This is a genomic window from Microbacterium sp. NPDC058342 (assembly GCF_042723935.1).
In the GTDB taxonomy this organism is placed as follows: Bacteria; Actinomycetota; Actinomycetes; order Actinomycetales; family Microbacteriaceae; genus Microbacterium.
Genome location: NZ_JBHXID010000002.1, coordinates 600310 through 615411, shown reverse-complemented (window position 1 = coordinate 615411; position 15102 = coordinate 600310). Strand labels below are relative to the sequence as shown.

Annotated in this window: 28 protein-coding genes; all 28 read right to left on the bottom strand. The window is 66.6% G+C overall.

Annotation, left to right across the window (positions count from 1 at the left end; genetic code table 11):
- Positions 1 to 61 precede the first annotated feature (61 nt).
- Positions 62 to 460, bottom strand: coding sequence for a 30S ribosomal protein S11 (gene rpsK, locus ACFWHT_RS12885; RefSeq protein ID WP_071644012.1), 399 nt, complete (start codon positions 458 to 460; stop codon positions 62 to 64).
- Between the two features lie 27 nt (positions 461 to 487).
- The gene (gene rpsM / locus ACFWHT_RS12880; protein ID WP_182254213.1) at positions 488 to 862 is read right to left on the bottom strand and encodes a 30S ribosomal protein S13; all 375 of its coding nucleotides are present in this window, start codon (positions 860 to 862) and stop codon (positions 488 to 490) included.
- A gap of 164 nt (positions 863 to 1026) precedes the next feature.
- Entirely contained in the window at positions 1027 to 1143 is a 117-nt protein-coding gene (rpmJ, locus tag ACFWHT_RS12875) for a 50S ribosomal protein L36 (protein ID WP_071644008.1), read from the bottom strand.
- A 65-nt stretch (positions 1144 to 1208) separates the two neighbouring features.
- The gene (infA, locus tag ACFWHT_RS12870; RefSeq protein WP_005050493.1) at positions 1209 to 1430 is read right to left on the bottom strand and encodes a translation initiation factor IF-1; all 222 of its coding nucleotides are present in this window, start codon (positions 1428 to 1430) and stop codon (positions 1209 to 1211) included.
- Between the two features lie 151 nt (positions 1431 to 1581).
- Complete coding sequence (locus tag ACFWHT_RS12865; protein WP_378829118.1) at positions 1582 to 2250, bottom strand: DsbA family protein; 669 nt, start codon at positions 2248 to 2250, stop codon at positions 1582 to 1584.
- Positions 2251 to 2341: 91 nt separating this feature from the next.
- Positions 2342 to 3190: a type I methionyl aminopeptidase gene (gene map, locus ACFWHT_RS12860; protein WP_378829115.1), complete on the bottom strand. Its 849-nt coding sequence runs from the start codon at positions 3188 to 3190 to the stop codon at positions 2342 to 2344.
- 8 nt (positions 3191 to 3198) lie between these two features.
- Entirely contained in the window at positions 3199 to 3795 is a 597-nt protein-coding gene (locus ACFWHT_RS12855; protein ID WP_378829113.1) for an adenylate kinase, read from the bottom strand.
- A complete protein-coding gene (gene secY / locus ACFWHT_RS12850; protein ID WP_378829111.1) occupies positions 3792 to 5114 on the bottom strand; it encodes a preprotein translocase subunit SecY in 1323 nt (440 codons plus the stop codon). The genes ACFWHT_RS12855 and secY overlap by 4 nt, the downstream gene beginning before the upstream one ends.
- Before the next feature lie 113 nt (positions 5115 to 5227).
- Complete coding sequence (gene rplO / locus ACFWHT_RS12845) at positions 5228 to 5830, bottom strand: 50S ribosomal protein L15 (RefSeq protein WP_378829108.1); 603 nt, start codon at positions 5828 to 5830, stop codon at positions 5228 to 5230.
- Positions 5830 to 6015 (bottom strand): 50S ribosomal protein L30, encoded by a 186-nt coding sequence (gene rpmD, locus ACFWHT_RS12840; protein WP_193596799.1) that lies wholly within the window; start codon positions 6013 to 6015, stop codon positions 5830 to 5832. Before rpmD ends, rplO begins: the two co-directional genes overlap by 1 nt.
- On the bottom strand, positions 6015 to 6710 hold the full coding sequence (rpsE, locus tag ACFWHT_RS12835; protein ID WP_378829106.1) for a 30S ribosomal protein S5: 696 nt from the start codon (positions 6708 to 6710) through the stop codon (positions 6015 to 6017). Before rpsE ends, rpmD begins: the two co-directional genes overlap by 1 nt.
- Positions 6707 to 7066: a 50S ribosomal protein L18 gene (rplR, locus tag ACFWHT_RS12830; RefSeq protein WP_378829104.1), complete on the bottom strand. Its 360-nt coding sequence runs from the start codon at positions 7064 to 7066 to the stop codon at positions 6707 to 6709. Before rplR ends, rpsE begins: the two co-directional genes overlap by 4 nt.
- 2 nt (positions 7067 to 7068) lie before the next feature.
- Positions 7069 to 7605 (bottom strand): 50S ribosomal protein L6, encoded by a 537-nt coding sequence (rplF, locus tag ACFWHT_RS12825; RefSeq protein WP_378829102.1) that lies wholly within the window; start codon positions 7603 to 7605, stop codon positions 7069 to 7071.
- Between the two features lie 6 nt (positions 7606 to 7611).
- A complete protein-coding gene (gene rpsH, locus ACFWHT_RS12820; protein ID WP_378829099.1) occupies positions 7612 to 8010 on the bottom strand; it encodes a 30S ribosomal protein S8 in 399 nt (132 codons plus the stop codon).
- A 133-nt stretch (positions 8011 to 8143) separates the two neighbouring features.
- Entirely contained in the window at positions 8144 to 8734 is a 591-nt protein-coding gene (rplE, locus tag ACFWHT_RS12815) for a 50S ribosomal protein L5 (protein WP_378829097.1), read from the bottom strand.
- Positions 8734 to 9093 carry a 50S ribosomal protein L24 gene (gene rplX, locus ACFWHT_RS12810; RefSeq protein ID WP_286301176.1) on the bottom strand — a complete coding sequence of 120 codons (360 nt, stop codon included), beginning with the start codon at positions 9091 to 9093 and terminating at the stop codon, positions 8734 to 8736. Before rplX ends, rplE begins: the two co-directional genes overlap by 1 nt.
- A gap of 2 nt (positions 9094 to 9095) precedes the next feature.
- Positions 9096 to 9464: a 50S ribosomal protein L14 gene (rplN, locus tag ACFWHT_RS12805; RefSeq protein WP_053097479.1), complete on the bottom strand. Its 369-nt coding sequence runs from the start codon at positions 9462 to 9464 to the stop codon at positions 9096 to 9098.
- On the bottom strand, positions 9461 to 9775 hold the full coding sequence (gene rpsQ, locus ACFWHT_RS12800; RefSeq protein ID WP_378829094.1) for a 30S ribosomal protein S17: 315 nt from the start codon (positions 9773 to 9775) through the stop codon (positions 9461 to 9463). The genes rplN and rpsQ overlap by 4 nt, the downstream gene beginning before the upstream one ends.
- Positions 9775 to 10089, bottom strand: a complete 315-nt coding sequence (gene rpmC / locus ACFWHT_RS12795; RefSeq protein ID WP_204974446.1) for a 50S ribosomal protein L29 — start codon at positions 10087 to 10089, stop codon at positions 9775 to 9777. Before rpmC ends, rpsQ begins: the two co-directional genes overlap by 1 nt.
- On the bottom strand, positions 10089 to 10508 hold the full coding sequence (gene rplP, locus ACFWHT_RS12790; RefSeq protein WP_179410064.1) for a 50S ribosomal protein L16: 420 nt from the start codon (positions 10506 to 10508) through the stop codon (positions 10089 to 10091). The genes rpmC and rplP overlap by 1 nt, the downstream gene beginning before the upstream one ends.
- Positions 10508 to 11254: a 30S ribosomal protein S3 gene (gene rpsC, locus ACFWHT_RS12785; protein WP_193596808.1), complete on the bottom strand. Its 747-nt coding sequence runs from the start codon at positions 11252 to 11254 to the stop codon at positions 10508 to 10510. Before rpsC ends, rplP begins: the two co-directional genes overlap by 1 nt.
- The gene (rplV, locus tag ACFWHT_RS12780) at positions 11254 to 11652 is read right to left on the bottom strand and encodes a 50S ribosomal protein L22 (RefSeq protein WP_378829090.1); all 399 of its coding nucleotides are present in this window, start codon (positions 11650 to 11652) and stop codon (positions 11254 to 11256) included. Before rplV ends, rpsC begins: the two co-directional genes overlap by 1 nt.
- Positions 11653 to 11690: 38 nt before the next feature.
- A complete protein-coding gene (rpsS, locus tag ACFWHT_RS12775) occupies positions 11691 to 11972 on the bottom strand; it encodes a 30S ribosomal protein S19 (RefSeq protein ID WP_197220002.1) in 282 nt (93 codons plus the stop codon).
- A gap of 12 nt (positions 11973 to 11984) precedes the next feature.
- Positions 11985 to 12824 (bottom strand): 50S ribosomal protein L2, encoded by an 840-nt coding sequence (gene rplB, locus ACFWHT_RS12770; protein WP_204974447.1) that lies wholly within the window; start codon positions 12822 to 12824, stop codon positions 11985 to 11987.
- Positions 12825 to 12844: 20 nt separating this feature from the next.
- Positions 12845 to 13165 (bottom strand): 50S ribosomal protein L23, encoded by a 321-nt coding sequence (rplW, locus tag ACFWHT_RS12765; RefSeq protein WP_378829087.1) that lies wholly within the window; start codon positions 13163 to 13165, stop codon positions 12845 to 12847.
- Positions 13162 to 13824, bottom strand: a complete 663-nt coding sequence (gene rplD, locus ACFWHT_RS12760; RefSeq protein WP_378829085.1) for a 50S ribosomal protein L4 — start codon at positions 13822 to 13824, stop codon at positions 13162 to 13164. The genes rplW and rplD overlap by 4 nt, the downstream gene beginning before the upstream one ends.
- 2 nt (positions 13825 to 13826) lie before the next feature.
- Complete coding sequence (gene rplC, locus ACFWHT_RS12755) at positions 13827 to 14486, bottom strand: 50S ribosomal protein L3 (RefSeq protein ID WP_378829083.1); 660 nt, start codon at positions 14484 to 14486, stop codon at positions 13827 to 13829.
- Positions 14487 to 14496: 10 nt separating this feature from the next.
- Positions 14497 to 14805 carry a 30S ribosomal protein S10 gene (rpsJ, locus tag ACFWHT_RS12750; RefSeq protein ID WP_193596815.1) on the bottom strand — a complete coding sequence of 103 codons (309 nt, stop codon included), beginning with the start codon at positions 14803 to 14805 and terminating at the stop codon, positions 14497 to 14499.
- Positions 14806 to 15102 lie beyond the last annotated feature (297 nt).

The following is a 15102-nucleotide window of genomic DNA, read 5'->3' as shown; positions in this document are numbered from 1 at the left end:
GTGGGAATCTGCGGGCGACTGTGCCGGTCCCCGCGGCGGGGACCGGCACGGTCAAGCGAGATCAGACGCGACGGCGCTTCGGCGGACGGCAGCCGTTGTGCGCCTGCGGGGTGACGTCCTGGATGGACCCCACCTCGAGGCCGGCGGCCTGCAGCGAGCGGATCGCGGTCTCGCGGCCCGAACCCGGACCCTTCACGAAGACGTCGACCTTCTTGACGCCGTGCTCCGCGGCCTGGCGGGCAGCGGACTCCGCTGCCATGCCGGCGGCGTACGGCGTCGACTTGCGCGAGCCCTTGAAGCCCACGCCACCCGACGAGGCCCAGCTGATGACAGCGCCGGACGGGTCGGTGATCGAGACGATGGTGTTGTTGAACGTCGACTTGATGTGGGCCTGGCCCAGCGCGATGTTCTTCTTTTCCTTGCGGCGCGGCTTGCGCGCGGCGGCCTTGGGTGCAGCCATGAAAGTGTTCTCCTATTCCCTGGCCGCTTAGCGGGCCTTCTTCTTGCCGGCGACGGTGCGCTTCGGGCCCTTGCGGGTGCGCGCGTTGGTCTTGGTGCGCTGACCGCGGACCGGAAGGCCGCGACGGTGGCGCAGACCCTCGTAGGAGCCGATCTCGACCTTGCGGCGGATGTCGGCGGCGACCTCGCGGCGCAGGTCACCCTCCACCTTGTAGTTGCCTTCGATGTGGTCGCGGAGCGCGACCAGCTGCTCGTCGCTGAGGTCCTTGACGCGGATCGACTCGTCGATCTCGGTCGCCTTGAGGATCTCGACGGAGCGGGTGCGGCCGATGCCGTAGATGTAGGTGAGGGCGATCACCACGCGCTTGTCGCGCGGGATGTCAACGCCGGCAAGACGTGCCATGCGGTTCTCCTGGAGTGTTGTGGAGGTGTGGAGCAGCATCCGGTCCCGGGCCTCCGCCCCGAGGTGTCCCCCGCCTGCGCGGGTTCCGATGCTGCCTGTTGTTCGATATCGAGTTGTCGTTCAGTTGTCGGACCGGATGCCTGAGCACACGGCCCGACCCCTGCTCAGCCCTGGCGCTGCTTGTGGCGCGGGTTGCTCTTGCAGATCACCATGACGCGACCGTGACGACGGATCACGCGGCAGTGGTCGCAGATGGGCTTGACGCTGGGGTTGACCTTCATGATGTTTCCTGTTCGCTGTCTTCACCGGGCAGGCGGGAGCGCCTGGGGTGTTACTTCTCGACCGATCAGCGGTAGCGGTAGACGATGCGGCCGCGGGTCAGGTCGTAGGGCGAGAGCTCCACGACCACGCGGTCCTCGGGGATGATGCGGATGTAGTTCTGCCGCATCTTTCCGGAGATCGTCGCCAGAACCTTGTGTCCGTTGGTGAGCTCAACGCGGAACATCGCGTTGGGCAGCGCCTCGGACACGACGCCCTCGATCTCGATGACACCGTCTTTCTTAGCCATAGCCTCGCTGACGCTTCTGCAGACCGGTCGATCTGCGGTGGATGGGTGATGATCGGTGCCGCCTCATGCGGACACGCCGACACAAGGCGCAAGGCACCAAAGATCTATGTTAGTCCGTTCCGGGTGCGTCCGGCAACTCGAGGACCGCGGCTCAGCTGATGAGGTCGGTGAACTTCTGGAAGTCGGTGCTGTTGCTCATGTCGAGACGTTCGCCGTTGACCTCCACGGTCGGCGTGCCCTTGATGTCGTTCTTCGACGCCTGCGCGGTGCCCCACTTCTTGTAGGTTCCGTCCGCGATGCAGTCGGCGGCGGCACCCGCACCCACCTCCTCGGCATAGCCTGCGAGCTCCTCGTCGGTACGGCCGGCCGTGTTCTCGGCGGGCTGGTTGGTGAAGAGCGACTCCATGTAGTCCAGCGCCTTGTCCGGCGCCTTCTCCGCGACGCAGAACATCGCGTTGGCTGAGCGTGACGAGTACTCCGAGCCGCCGGTCGAGTAGTGGTCCAGGATCGCGATCGGGTGGTACTCGAGCGTGATCTCGCCGTCGGTGACGGCCTTCTGCATCGCCTCGCCGTAGGTCTGCTCGAACTGGTTGCAGATCGGGCACATGAAGTCGATGTAGACGGCGACGGTGTCCTCGCCGTCTCCGTACGTGAGCGCGCCCGTTTCGGAGTTGATCAGCTCGCCCTTGGGCGCGGGCCCGGCGTCGGTCGCCTGGTTGTTCATCCACACCACGACGCCACCGAGCGCGACGAGCACGACGACGACGACGATGGAGATTCCGATGGCGAACCAGTTGGGCTTGCTCTGTGCCTGGGCCATGACAGTCCGATCTGTATGCAGAGACATTGACACCCCATTGTGCCGCCTTCACGCTATGCCCCGCATGTGAACCAGGGTTCCGGGCGGAGCGCTACGGGATGGGGACCGGGGTGACGCCGAAGGGGGCGAGGCCGGCGGCTCCGCCGTCCGCCGCCGTCAGCACCCAGATGCCGTCGGCGTGACGCGCGACACTGTGCTCCCAGTGCGCGCCGTCGGTTCCGTCGATGGTCGAGACCGTCCAGTCGTCGTCCTCGACGAACGTGGCCTCTCCCCCGGCGGTGACCATGGGCTCGATCGCCAGCACCAGGCCCGGCCGCACTTCGGCGCCGGCGTCCGGCGTGCGGTAGTTGAAGACGCTGGGGGCCTCATGCATCCTGCGCCCGATGCCGTGGCCGACATACTCGCGCAGGATGCCGTACGTCTCGCCGGACACCTCCGAGACGCCCTGTGCCTCGATGTAATCCTGGATCGCGGCGCCGATGTCACCGAGGTGAGTGGCGGTCGCCATCGCGGCGATGCCGGCCCACATCGAGCCCTCGGTGACCCGGGACAGCTCCTCGCGTCGCGCGACCAGCTCGGGGCGTGCAGCATCCGGCACCACGAAGGTCACCGCGCTGTCGCCGTTCCACCCCTGATACTGGGCCCCGCAGTCCACCGAGACGATATCGCCCGGTTCGAGCACGCGGTCGCCGGGGATGCCGTGCACGACCTGCTCGTTCACCGAGATGCAGGTGGTGTGACGATAGCCGCGCACGAGCTGGAAGTTCGACTCCGCTCCGCGCGCGACGATCGTGTTCTCGGCCACCGCATCCAGCTCAGCGGTCGTGACTCCCGCCCGCACCAGCGGCCGGACCGCTTCCAGCGCGGCCGCGGTGACCAGACCGGATTCGACCATGGAGCGCAGCTGCGCCGCGCTCTTGTAGATCGACTTGCGGAACATCCCGGCGCTCAGACGAGCTGGCCGAGGTTGCGCGCGCCCAGTGCGGACATGATGCGAGCGGTGATCTCGTCGAGCGAGCCGACGCCGTCGATCCGGTCGACGATGCCGCGCGGCTCGTAGAGGGAGATGATGGGGGCGGTCTCGTTCTCGTAGATGTCGAGCCGGTGGGCGATCGCCTCGTCGGTGTCGTCGGAACGGCCCTGCTCCACGGCACGCAGACGGAGGCGGGCGATGCTCTCCTCGCGCGGGACCTCGAGGAGGATCACGGCGTCCAGCGCCGCTCCGCCCTCGGCGAGGAACGCGTCGAGGTGACCGACCTGCGTCGTGTTGCGCGGGTAGCCGTCCAGCAGGAAGCCGCCGGCGGCGTCCTCCTGCGAGAGCCGGTCGCGCACGATCTCGCTGGTCAGCTCGTCCGGGACGAGGTCGCCCGCGTCGAGGATGGCGGTGACCTGCTGGCCGAGGTCCGTGCCCTGCTTGATGTTGGCGCGGAAGATGTCGCCGGTCGAGACCACGGGGATGCCCAGGGTCTCGGCGATGCGCGCACCCTGGGTGCCCTTTCCGGAACCCTGCGGGCCGACGATGAGAAGACGTGCGGGAGCGGTCATCGGAGGAGCCCTTCGTAGTGGCGCTGCTGCAGCTGCGCGTCGATCTGCTTCACGGTCTCGAGGCCGACGCCCACGATGATGAGGATGGAGGCCCCGCCGAACGGGAAGTTCTGGTTCGCCTGCACGGTGGCCAGCGCGATCAGCGGGATCAGCGCGACGATGCCGAGGTAGAGCGAGCCGGGGAACGTGATGCGGGTGATGACGTAGTCGAGGTACTCCGCGGTGGGACGGCCGGCCCGGATGCCCGGGATGAACCCGCCGTACTTCTTCATGTTGTCGGCGACCTCGACGGGGTTGAACGTGATCGCGACGTAGAAGTAGGTGAAGGCGATGATCAGCAGGAAGTAGATCGCCATGTACAGCGGCTGGTCGCCCGAGACCAGGTAGGTCATGATCCACGCGACCCACGCCGGCGGCTCGCTGCCGTCGGTGGGGGTGTTGAACTGCGCGATGAGCATCGGCAGGTACAGCAGCGAGGAGGCGAAGATGATCGGGATCACACCCGCCATGTTCACCTTGATCGGGATGTACGTGTTGGTGCCGCCGTACGTGCGCCGGCCCACCATGCGCTTGGCGTACTGCACGGGCACGCGGCGCTGCGACTGCTCGACGAAGACGACCATGGCCATGACGACCAGACCGATCAGCAGCACGAGCAGGAAGGTCTCGAAGCCCTTGGCCTCCCAGATGCCCCACATGGCGGACGGGAAGGTCGCCGCGATCGAGGTGAAGATCAGCAGCGACATGCCGTTGCCGATGCCGCGCTCGGTGACGAGCTCGGCCATCCACATGATCAGGCCGGTGCCGGCGGTCATCGCCATGATGATCAGCAGCTGCGCCCACCACACGTCGTTGGTGAGCAGGTTCTGGCAGGCGGCGAGATCGGTCTGGCCGAAGAGCTGCCCGGTGCGTGCGACCGTGACGACGGTGCTGGACTGCAGCAGGGCCAGCGCGATCGTCAGGTAGCGGGTGTACTGGGTGAGCTTGCTCTGTCCCGCCTGACCCTCCTTGTGGAGCGCCTCGAAGTGCGGGATGACCACGCGCAGGAGCTGGGTGATGATCGTCGCGGTGATGTAGGGCATGACGCCCAGCGCGAAGATCGACAGCTGCAGCAGCGCACCGCCGGAGAAGAGGTTGACCAGGCCCAGCAGGCCATCGGTGCCCGCGGTCGCCGCGAGGCACTGCTCGACGTTCGGGAAGTGCACGAACGGAGCCGGCACGTTCGAGCCCAGGCGATACAGGGCGACGATGCCGAGAGTGAAAAGGATCTTCTGCCGCAGGTCGGGCGTGCGGAAGATTCGCGCGATGGCGCTAAACAAGGGCGTTCCTCCTGAAGGGATTGCCGAACGTCGAAGGACGGCCGAAAGTCCAGGGTAACGCACAGGAGGGGCCGGAGAATCTCCGACCCCTCCCTGCGTTGCTCACCTGCGTGTCAGTTGACCGAACCGCCGGCGGCGACGATCTTCTGCTCAGCACTGCCCGAGACCTTGTCGACCGAGACCGACAGCTTGACCGAGATGTCGCCGTCGCCGAGGACCTTGACCTTCTCGTTCTTGCGGACGGCACCCTTGGCGACCAGGTCGCTGACGGTGACGTCACCGCCCTTCGGGTACAGCTCCGCGAGCTTGGCCAGGTTCACGACCTGGTACTCGACGCGGAACGGGTTCTTGAACCCGCGCAGCTTCGGGGTGCGCATGTGCAGCGGCATCTGGCCACCCTCGAAGCCGACCCGCACGGTGTTGCGAGCCTTGGTTCCCTTGGTGCCGCGACCGGCGGTCTTGCCCTTGGAGCCCTCACCGCGACCGACACGGGTCTTGGCGGTGTTGGCGCCGGGGACCGGACGCAGGTGGTGCACCTTCAGCACGGCCGGACGCGAGGCCGGAGCCTCGGCATCCTTCTTGGCCGGAGCCTTCTTCGCGGCGGCCTTGGCCGGAGCGGCCTTGGCTGCAGCCGGCTTCTTGGCGGCAGCGGACTTGGGCGCTGCCGCCTTCTTCGGGGCCTTCTCGGCCTCGACGGCTTCGTTCTTCTCAGCCATTAGTCGATCTCCTCAACCTTGACGAGGTGAGCGACGGTGCGGACATAGCCGCGCGTCTGCGCGTCGTCCGGACGGACGACCGAGTCGCCGATCCGCTTGAGACCGAGCGAACGCAGCGTGTCGCGCTGGTTCTGCTTCTCACTCACCTTGGACTTGATCTGCGTGACCTTGAGGCGCTCGGCCATCAGGCACCTACCTTCTGCGCGGCGGCGGCAGCAGCTGCCTTCGCCTCGTTGCGGATGATGATCTCCGGCACGACCGCGTCGTAGTCGAGGCCACGACGCGCGGCGACGGCGCGGGGCTCCTCGAGACCCTGCAGGGCCTCGACGGTCGCGTGCACGATGTTGATCGTGTTCGACGACCCGAGCGACTTCGACAGGACGTCGTGGATGCCTGCGCACTCGAGGACGGCGCGGACGGGACCACCCGCGATGACACCGGTACCGGCAGCCGCCGGGCGCAGCAGCACGACGCCGGCTGCGGCCTCGCCCTGCACCGGGTGCGGGATGGTGGAGCCGACGCGGGGCACGCGGAAGAAGTTGCGCTTGGCCTCTTCGACGCCCTTCGAGATCGCCAGGGGCACCTCACGGGCCTTGCCGTAGCCGACGCCGACCAGGCCGTTGCCGTCACCGACCACCACGAGAGCGGTGAAGCTGAAGCGACGACCACCCTTCACGACCTTCGAGACGCGGTTGATGGTGACGACGCGCTCCAGGAACTGGTTGTCGCCACGGTCGCGCGAGTTGCGGTCGCGGCTCTGGCCGCGGTCGCGTCCGCCACGACGGCCGTCGCGCTGCTCGCGCTGCGGCTCGCTCTGGGCCTGGCCCTCGGCAGCAGGCTGCTCGGTGGTCACTTCGCTGTTCTCCTTGATGTCACTCACAGTGCCAGCCCCCCTTCACGGGCGCCATCGGCGATGGCTGCGACACGACCGGCGTAGCGGTTGCCGCCGCGGTCGAACACCGCCTCGGAAAAACCGGCGGCCTTGGCGCGCTCGGCGAGGAGCTCGCCGACCTTGCGGGCCTTGGCGGTCTTGTCACCGTCGAAGGAGCGCAGGTCGGTCTCGAGCGTGGAGGCGGAGGCCACAGTGTGGCCCTTCGCGTCGTCGACCAGCTGCACGAACACGTGGCGCGCGGAGCGGTTGACGACCAGACGCGGCCGGACGTCGGTGCCGACGATCTTCTTGCGAAGACGTGCGTGGCGACGCGCGCGGGCGGCGGACTTGGACTTGACAGCCATGGTTACTTACCAGCCTTTCCGGCCTTGCGACGCACGACCTCGCCGGCGTAGCGCACGCCCTTGCCCTTGTACGGCTCGGGCTTGCGGATCTTGCGGATGTTCGCAGCTGCCTCGCCGACAGCCTGCTTGCTGATCCCGCTGACGGTGACCTTGTTCGTGCCCTCGACCGTCAGGGTGATGCCGGCGGGCGGGTCGACCAGGACCGGGTGCGAGAAGCCGAGGGCGAACTCGACCGAGCTGCCCTTCTGCTGCACGCGGTAACCGGTGCCGACGACCTCGAGGCCCTTGGTGTAGCCCTGGGTCACGCCGATGATGTCGTTGTTGATGAGGGTGCGGGTCAGGCCGTGAAGCGACCGCGACTCACGCTCGTCGTCGGGGCGGGTGACCAGAACCTGGCCCTCCTTGACCTCGACCTCGATGGGGGATGCGACCGTCAGGGTGAGCTCACCCTTCGGGCCCTTCACCGCGACCTCGCGGCCGTCGACCGAGATGGTCACGCCCGCGGGGATCTCGATGGGAAGTCGTCCGATACGCGACATGTCAGATCACCACACGTAGGCGAGAACTTCTCCGCCCACGCCCTTCTGCTCAGCCTGACGGTCGGTGAGAAGACCGGAGGAGGTGGACAGGATGGCAACGCCGAGGCCACCGAGGACCTTGGGGAGCTCGGTCGACTTCGCGTAGACGCGCAGACCGGGCTTCGACACGCGCTTGATGCCGGCGATGGAGCGCTCACGGTTCGGACCGTACTTGAGCGACAGGGTGAGGCTGCTGCCGACGCGGGCGTCGGTGACCTCGAAGCCGGAGATGTAGCCCTCCTGCTGGAGGATCTCGGCGATGTTCGTCTTGAGCTTGCTCGACGGCATGGTCACGGAGTCGTGGTGCGCCGAGTTCGCGTTGCGCAGACGGGTCAGCATGTCTGCGACCGGGTCTGTCATTGTCATGTGTGATTTCCTTCGTTCATGAGGTTCCGGCTGCCGTTACACGACAGACGGCCTGCGATGAGCACGCAATCTTCAATTGTACGCGAACCCAGGTGGGCCCGGAGACCAGCAGGTCACCGGGCCCACCCGAGGGTCACGCTGCGGCGTCGGCGGCCTTGAACGGGAAGCCGAGCGCGCGCAGGAGTGCACGTCCCTCGTCATCCGTCTTGGCCGTGGTCACCACGGTGATGTCGAAACCGCGGACGCGGTCGATCTTGTCCTGGTCGATCTCGTGGAACACGCTCTGCTCCTGAAGACCGAAGGTGTAGTTGCCGTTGCCGTCGAACTGCTCGGCCGACAGACCGCGGAAGTCGCGGATGCGGGGCAGGGCGAGGTTGACGAGGCGGTCCAGGAACTCCCACGCGCGGTCACCGCGGAGGGTGACGTGCGCGCCGATGGCCTGACCCTCGCGCAGCTTGAACTGCGCGATCGACTTGCGAGCCTTGGTGACGATCGGCTTCTGACCGGTGATCTTGGTGAGGTCGTCGACCGCACCCTCGATCACCTTGCTGTCACGAGCCGCCTCACCGACACCGGTGTTGACGACGACCTTGACCACGCCGGGGATCTGCATGACGTTGGCGTAGCCGAACTGCTCCTGCAGAGCCTTCTTGATCTCGGTGTTGTACTTCGCCTTCAGGCGGGGCTGGATCCTGCCAGCCGCCGCGGCGTCAGTCGCTGCCATCAGAGGTCCTTACCTGACTTCTTCGCGTAGCGCACGCGGACCGTGCGCTTCACGCCGTCCTTGACCTGCTCCTCGACGCGGTGACCGACACGGGTCGGCTTCTTGGTCGAGGGGTCGACGACGGCGACGTTGGAGATGTGGATCGGGGCCTCGACGGTCTCGATGCCACCGGTCTTGGTCCCGCGCTGGGTCTGGCCGACGCGGGTGTGCTTGGTGACGTAGTTCACGCCCTCCACCACGACGCGGTTCTGCTCGACGAGGACCTCGAGGACCTTGCCCTGCTTGCCGCGGTCGCCGCCCTTGTCCTGCTTGCGGCCGGTGATGACCTGAACCAGGTCGCCCTTCTTGATGTTCGCCATGATCAGATGACCTCCGGGGCGAGCGAGACGATCTTCATGAACTTCTTGTCGCGAAGCTCACGACCGACCGGCCCGAAGATGCGGGTGCCGCGGGGCTCCCCGTCGTTCTTCAGGATCACGGCGGCGTTCTCGTCGAACTTGATGTACGAGCCGTCGGGACGGCGCGTGGACTTGACGGTGCGGACGATGACGGCCTTGACCACATCGCCCTTCTTGACGTTTCCGCCCGGGATCGCGTCCTTGACCGTCGCGACGATGGTGTCGCCCAGGCCCGCGTAACGGCGGCGCGAACCACCGAGGACGCGGATCGTGAGCAGCTCCTTCGCGCCGGTGTTGTCGGCGACCTTGAGGCGGGACTCCTGCTGAATCACTTGGCCTTCTCCAGAATCTCCACCAGACGCCAGCGCTTGGTGGCGCTCAGCGGCCGGGTCTCGTTGATGACAACGAGGTCGCCGATGCCGGCGGTGTTGTTCTCGTCGTGAGCCTTGACCTTCGAGGTCACGCGGATGACCTTGCCGTAGAGCGGGTGCTTCACGCGGTCCTCGACCTCGACGACGATGGTCTTGTCCATCTTGTCGCTGACGACGTAGCCACGACGGCTCTTGCGGTAGCCGCGAGCGTCCGCGTCGCGCACGTCGTGCGCAGCGTGCTCCACAGCCTCAGCTGCCTTCTTCTCAGCCATTACTCGGCCTCCTCCTTCGGCGCTTCGGCCTCATCGGCCTTCTTCGCCTTCGCCTTGGACGCCTTCTTGGCCGGAGCCTCGACCGGAGCGGGCGTCGCACGGATGCCCAGCTCGCGCTCGCGGATCACGGTGTAGAGGCGCGCGATGTCGCGCTTGACGGCGCGGATGCGGCCGTGGCTCTCCAGCTGGCCGGTGGCCGACTGGAAACGGAGGTTGAACAGCTCCTCCTTGGCCTTGCGCAGCTCCTCGACGAGGCGCTGGTCTTCGAACGTGTCGAGCTCGGCAGGTGCGAGCTCCTTGGTGCCGATCGCCATTACGCGTCGCCCTCCTCGCGCTTGATGATGCGTGCCTTGAGCGGCAGCTTGTGAATGGCCCGGGTGAGGGCCTCGCGTGCGAGCTCCTCGTTCACGCCCGCGACCTCGAAGAGGACACGGCCCGGCTTGACGTTGGCGACCCACCACTCGGGCGAACCCTTACCGGAACCCATGCGGGTCTCGGCGGGCTTCTTGGTGAGCGGACGGTCGGGGTAGATGTTGATCCACACCTTTCCACCGCGCTTGATGTGACGGGTCATCGCGATACGAGCGGACTCGATCTGACGGTTGGTCACGTAGGCGGGGGTCAGTGCCTGGATGCCGAACTCACCGAAGGAGACCTTCGTGCCGCCGGTCGCCTGGCCCGAACGCTTCGGGTGGTGCTGCTTGCGGTACTTGACCTTGCGGGGGATGAGCATTATGCCGACGCTCCTTCTGCGACAGGTGCCTCGTTGCGCGGGGCACGACGACGGTCGCCACGCTCGCGCTGGGGCTTCATGTTGGCCTGCTCGCGGGCGAGTTCCTTGTTGGTGAGGTCGCCCTTGTAGATCCAGACCTTCACGCCGATGCGGCCGAAGGTGGTCTTGGCCTCGTAGAAGCCGTAGTCGATGTTCGCGCGCAGCGTGTGCAGCGGCACACGACCCTCGCGGTAGAACTCGGAGCGGCTCATCTCCGCGCCGCCGAGGCGGCCGGAGACCTGGATGCGGATGCCCTTGGCGCCGGCGCGCTGCGCGCCCTGCAGACCCTTGCGCATCGCGCGACGGAACGCCACGCGAGCAGAGAGCTGCTCAGCGATGCCCTGCGCGACGAGCTGAGCGTCGGCCTCGGGGTTCTTCACCTCGAGGATGTTCAGCTGGATCTGCTTGCCGGTGAGCTTCTCGAGGTCGCCGCGGATGCGCTCCGCCTCGGCGCCGCGGCGGCCGATGACGATGCCCGGGCGTGCGGTGTGGATGTCCACACGCACGCGGTCGCGGGTGCGCTCGATCTCGATGCCCGAGACACCGGCGCGGTCGAGCTGCGTCTGCAGCAGGCGACGGATCTTGATGTCCTCGGCGACGTAGTCGGCGTAACGCTGGCCGGGCTTCGTCGAGTCCGAGAACCAGCGAGACACGTGGTCCGTGGTGATGCCGAGGCGGAAGCCGTACGGGTTGACCTTCTGGCCCATTACTTGCTCGCCTTCTTCGTCGTGGCCGCCGCAGCCGCGTCAGCGACCTCGGGGGTGGCCAGCACGACCGTGATGTGGCTCGTGCGCTTCTTGATCTGGAACGCGCGGCCCTGGGCGCGGGGCTGGAAGCGCTTGAGCGTCGTGCCCTCGTCGACGTACGCGTTCTTCACGTACAGGTCCTGCTCGTCCAGGTGCTCGCCGTCGCGATCCGCCTTGACCTGTGCGTTCGCGATCGCAGCGGCGACGAGCTTGTAGATCGGCTCGCTGGCGCCCTGCGGGGCGAACTTCAGAATGGCCAGTGCTTCCTGCGCCTGCTTGCCCTTGATGAGGGCGACGACACGACGAGCCTTCTGAGGGGTCACGCGGATGTGCTTGACGCGTGCGATGGAATCCACCATTGTTCTCCTCCTCTGTTTCTCTCCAGAGCGTCACCGCGTCAGCGGCGACGGCCCTTCTTGTCGTCCTTCTCGTGGCCGCGGAAGGTGCGGGTGGGCGCGAACTCGCCCAGCTTGTGGCCGACCATGGTCTCGGTCACGAACACGGGGATGTGCTTGCGACCGTCGTGGACGGCGATCGTGTGACCGAGCATCGCGGGGATGATCATCGATCGGCGCGACCAGGTCTTGATGACGTTCTTGGAACCGGCCTCGTTCTGACCGACCACCTTGCGAAGCAGGTGCTCGTCGACGAAGGGGCCCTTCTTAAGACTGCGTGGCATCTTCCTCTACTCCTACTTGCGCTTCTTGCCGGCGTTACGGCGACGCACGATGTACTTGTCGCTTTCCTTGTTGGCGTGACGGGTACGACCCTCAGCCTGGCCCCACGGGGAGACGGGGTGACGACCACCGGACGTCTTGCCCTCACCACCACCGTGCGGGTGGTCGACCGGGTTCATGGCGACACCGCGGACGGTCGGGCGGACGCCCTTCCAGCGCTTGCGGCCGGCCTTGCCCCAGTTGATGTTCGACTGCTCGGCGTTGCCGACCTCGCCGATCGTCGCACGGCAGCGCGCGTCGACGTTGCGGATCTCGCCCGAGGGCAGACGCAGCTGAGCGTAGGGGCCGTCCTTCGCGACCAGGCGCACCGAGGCGCCGGCCGAACGTGCCATCTTCGCTCCGCCGCCGGGACGCAGCTCGATCGCGTGGATCACGGTACCGGTGGGGATGTTCTTCAGCGGCAGGTTGTTGCCCGGCTTGATGTCAGCGCCAGCACCCGACTCGATGACATCGCCCTGCTTCAGCTTGTTCGGCGCGAGGATGTAGCGCTTCTCGCCGTCGAAGTAGTGCAGCAGCGCGATGCGAGCGGTGCGGTTGGGGTCGTACTCGATGTGGGCGACCTTGGCGTTGATGCCGTCCTTGTCATTGCGACGGAAGTCGATGACGCGGTACTGGCGCTTGTGTCCACCACCGATGTGACGGGTCGTGATGCGGCCCTGGTTGTTGCGACCACCGGTCTTCGAGAGCGGGCGCAGCAGCGACTTCTCCGGCGTCGATCGGGTGATCTCGGCGAAGTCGGCCACCGACGAACCGCGGCGACCCGGGGTCGTGGGCTTGTACTTGCGAATAGCCATTATCTGTCCTTATCCCCCGGTCAGCCGACTGCCGTGAAGATGTCGATGGAACCCGACTTCAGCGAGACGATGGCGCGCTTGGTGTCCTTGCGCTTGCCGGTGCCGAAGCGGGTGCGACGGGCCTTGCCGACGCGGTTGATCGTGTTGACCGAGGCCACCTTGACGCCGAAGATCTTCTCGATGGCGAGCTTGATCTCGGTCTTCGAGGCACGGGTGTCGACGAGGAAGGTGTACTTGCCCTCGTCGATCAGGCCGTAGCTCTTCTCGGAGACGACCGGGCCCAGGATGATGTCGCGCGGGTCCTTGTTCAGGGCCGTTGCGAGGACGTTCTGCTCAGTCATGCCGAGACCTCCTCGGTTGCGCCGGTCTTCGAGGCGATGAAGCCCTCGAGGGCGGCCTTGGTGAAGACGATGTCGTCGGAGACGACCACGTCGTAGGCGTTCAGCTGGTCGAAGCTGAGCACGTGCACGTTCGGAAGGTTCCGGACGCTCTTCACGGTCAGCTCGTCGCTGCGCTCGATGACGACGAGCACGTTCTTCGGGCCGGCGACGGCGGCGAGCAGGCTCGCAGCGGTCTTGGTCGAAGGAGTGCTGTCGGCGACGAACGCCTCGACGGCGTGGATGCGCTCACCGCGGAAGCGGTCGCTGAGTGCGCCCAGCAGGGCGGCGGCGATCATCTTCTTGGGGGTGCGCTGCGAGTAGTCGCGCGGCTTCGGACCGTGCACGATTCCACCGCCGGTCATGTGCGGCGCGCGGATCGAACCCTGACGGGCGTTACCGGTGCCCTTCTGCTTGAAGGGCTTGCGGCCGGCACCGGAGACCTCACCGCGACGCTTGGTCGAGTGGGTGCCCTGACGTGCCGCGGCGAGCTGCGCGACGACGACCTGGTGGATCAGCGGGACGTTGGTCTTGACGTCGAAGATCGCGGCGGGCAGCTCGATGGAGCCTGCCTTCTTGCCATCGACCGAGACGACGTCGAGCGCGAGGGTGGAGTCAGCCATGTTCAGGCACCCTTCACTGCGTTGCGGACGAAGACGATGCGGCCACGCGCGCCGGGGACGGCGCCCTTGACGAGCAGCAGTCCCTTCTCGACGTCGATGGCGTGCACCGTGAGGTTGAGGACGGTCACGCGCTCGCCGCCCATACGGCCGGCCATGCGCATGCCCTTGAAGACGCGGCTCGGGGTCGACGATGCGCCGATCGAACCGGGCTTGCGGTGGTTGCGGTGCGCACCGTGCGATGCCGAGACGCCCTTGAAGTTGTGGCGCTTCATGACACCCGCGGTGCCCTTGCCCTTGCTGGTGCCGACGACGTCGACCAGCTGGCCCGCCTCGAAGGTGCCGTCGACCGTGAGCTCCTGGCCCAGCGCGTAGTCAGCGGCGTCCGCGGTGCGGATCTCGGTGACATGGCGGCGCGGCGTGACGCCGGCGGCCTCGAAGTGAGCGGTCAGCGGCTTGTTGACCTTGCGGGGATCGATCTGCCCGTAGGCGATCTGAACCGCGTTGTAGCCGTCCTTCTCGGGGGTGCGGACCTGAGTGACCACGTTGGGTGCCAGCTCGATGACGGTGACGGGAACGAGCTTGCCGTTCTCGTTCCACACCTGGGTCATGCCGAGCTTGGTGCCGAGCATGCCCTTGGAGACCTTGGAGTTGATGTCGACCATGCCAGACTCCTTACAGCTTGATCTCGATGTTGACATCGGCCGGGAGGTCGAGGCGCATCAGCGAGTCGACGGCCTTGGGCGTCGGGTCGACGATGTCGATCAGGCGCTTGTGGGTGCGCATCTCGAAGTGCTCGCGGCTGTCCTTGTACTTGTGGGGCGAACGGATCACGGCGATCACGTTCTTCTCCGTCGGAAGCGGCACCGGGCCGACGACAGTCGCGCCCGCACGGGTCACGGTGTCGACGATCTTGCGCGCCGACGTGTCGATGACCTCGTGATCATACGACTTCAGGCGAATGCGGATCTTCTGTCCCGCCATTGTCTGCTCTCTCTCTATAAGCGTCTTACCGTCCGGGGCCGGGTGACCCTGGGGCATTGGACGCACGTCGGCGCTGTTCACGCCTCGGCGCTTGCGCACCACTGTTCTCTTTTCACCCCGCCGACAGCAGCACGGATGCCCGGTGTCGTTCAGGTGGGAGATGCACGTCGTCTCGGGCTTCGCCCTCGCTCAGTACAAGTTCTGCTGCCCGCGGCCTAGAACCCTGCGCCTGCTCAATGAGGGCGCCGCCTATGCACTGTCGCGACAGTGATCCCGCGCAGAGCACAGGAATGTGGA

What these genes read in the sequence shown, in the direction of transcription:
- map (WP_378829115.1), bottom strand. Translation starts at nt 3,190, where the DNA reads ATGTTCCGCAAGTCGATCTACAAGAGCGCGGCGCAGCTGCGCTCCATG.
- rplX (WP_286301176.1), bottom strand. Translation starts at nt 9,093, where the DNA reads ATGGCGAACATCAAGAAGGGCGACCTGGTTCAGGTCATCACCGGCCGC.
- rplV (WP_378829090.1), bottom strand. Translation starts at nt 11,652, where the DNA reads ATGGTGGATTCCATCGCACGCGTCAAGCACATCCGCGTGACCCCTCAG.
- rpsS (WP_197220002.1), bottom strand. Translation starts at nt 11,972, where the DNA reads ATGCCACGCAGTCTTAAGAAGGGCCCCTTCGTCGACGAGCACCTGCTT.
- rpmC (WP_204974446.1), bottom strand. Translation starts at nt 10,089, where the DNA reads ATGGCGATCGGCACCAAGGAGCTCGCACCTGCCGAGCTCGACACGTTC.
- rpsQ (WP_378829094.1), bottom strand. Translation starts at nt 9,775, where the DNA reads ATGGCTGAGAAGAAGGCAGCTGAGGCTGTGGAGCACGCTGCGCACGAC.
- rplC (WP_378829083.1), bottom strand. Translation starts at nt 14,486, where the DNA reads ATGGTCGACATCAACTCCAAGGTCTCCAAGGGCATGCTCGGCACCAAG.
- rplE (WP_378829097.1), bottom strand. Translation starts at nt 8,734, where the DNA reads ATGGCAGCGACTGACGCCGCGGCGGCTGGCAGGATCCAGCCCCGCCTG.
- rplP (WP_179410064.1), bottom strand. Translation starts at nt 10,508, where the DNA reads ATGCTCATCCCCCGCAAGGTCAAGTACCGCAAGCAGCACCACCCGAAG.
- rpmJ (WP_071644008.1), bottom strand. Translation starts at nt 1,143, where the DNA reads ATGAAGGTCAACCCCAGCGTCAAGCCCATCTGCGACCACTGCCGCGTG.
- infA (WP_005050493.1), bottom strand. Translation starts at nt 1,430, where the DNA reads ATGGCTAAGAAAGACGGTGTCATCGAGATCGAGGGCGTCGTGTCCGAG.
- rplR (WP_378829104.1), bottom strand. Translation starts at nt 7,066, where the DNA reads ATGGCTGTCAAGTCCAAGTCCGCCGCCCGCGCGCGTCGCCACGCACGT.
- rplF (WP_378829102.1), bottom strand. Translation starts at nt 7,605, where the DNA reads ATGTCGCGTATCGGACGACTTCCCATCGAGATCCCCGCGGGCGTGACC.
- ACFWHT_RS12865 (WP_378829118.1), bottom strand. Translation starts at nt 2,250, where the DNA reads ATGGCCCAGGCACAGAGCAAGCCCAACTGGTTCGCCATCGGAATCTCC.
- rplO (WP_378829108.1), bottom strand. Translation starts at nt 5,830, where the DNA reads ATGGCTGAGAAGAACGAAGCCGTCGAGGCCGAGAAGGCCCCGAAGAAG.
- ACFWHT_RS12855 (WP_378829113.1), bottom strand. Translation starts at nt 3,795, where the DNA reads ATGACCGCTCCCGCACGTCTTCTCATCGTCGGCCCGCAGGGTTCCGGA.
- rplB (WP_204974447.1), bottom strand. Translation starts at nt 12,824, where the DNA reads ATGGCTATTCGCAAGTACAAGCCCACGACCCCGGGTCGCCGCGGTTCG.
- rpsJ (WP_193596815.1), bottom strand. Translation starts at nt 14,805, where the DNA reads ATGGCGGGACAGAAGATCCGCATTCGCCTGAAGTCGTATGATCACGAG.
- rpsH (WP_378829099.1), bottom strand. Translation starts at nt 8,010, where the DNA reads ATGACAATGACAGACCCGGTCGCAGACATGCTGACCCGTCTGCGCAAC.
- rpsM (WP_182254213.1), bottom strand. Translation starts at nt 862, where the DNA reads ATGGCACGTCTTGCCGGCGTTGACATCCCGCGCGACAAGCGCGTGGTG.
- rpmD (WP_193596799.1), bottom strand. Translation starts at nt 6,015, where the DNA reads ATGGCCGAGCGCCTCAAGGTCACGCAGATCAAGTCCAAGGTGAGTGAG.
- rplD (WP_378829085.1), bottom strand. Translation starts at nt 13,824, where the DNA reads ATGGCTGACTCCACCCTCGCGCTCGACGTCGTCTCGGTCGATGGCAAG.
- rplW (WP_378829087.1), bottom strand. Translation starts at nt 13,165, where the DNA reads ATGACTGAGCAGAACGTCCTCGCAACGGCCCTGAACAAGGACCCGCGC.
- rpsC (WP_193596808.1), bottom strand. Translation starts at nt 11,254, where the DNA reads ATGGGCCAGAAGGTCAACCCGTACGGCTTCCGCCTCGGCATCACCACG.
- rpsK (WP_071644012.1), bottom strand. Translation starts at nt 460, where the DNA reads ATGGCTGCACCCAAGGCCGCCGCGCGCAAGCCGCGCCGCAAGGAAAAG.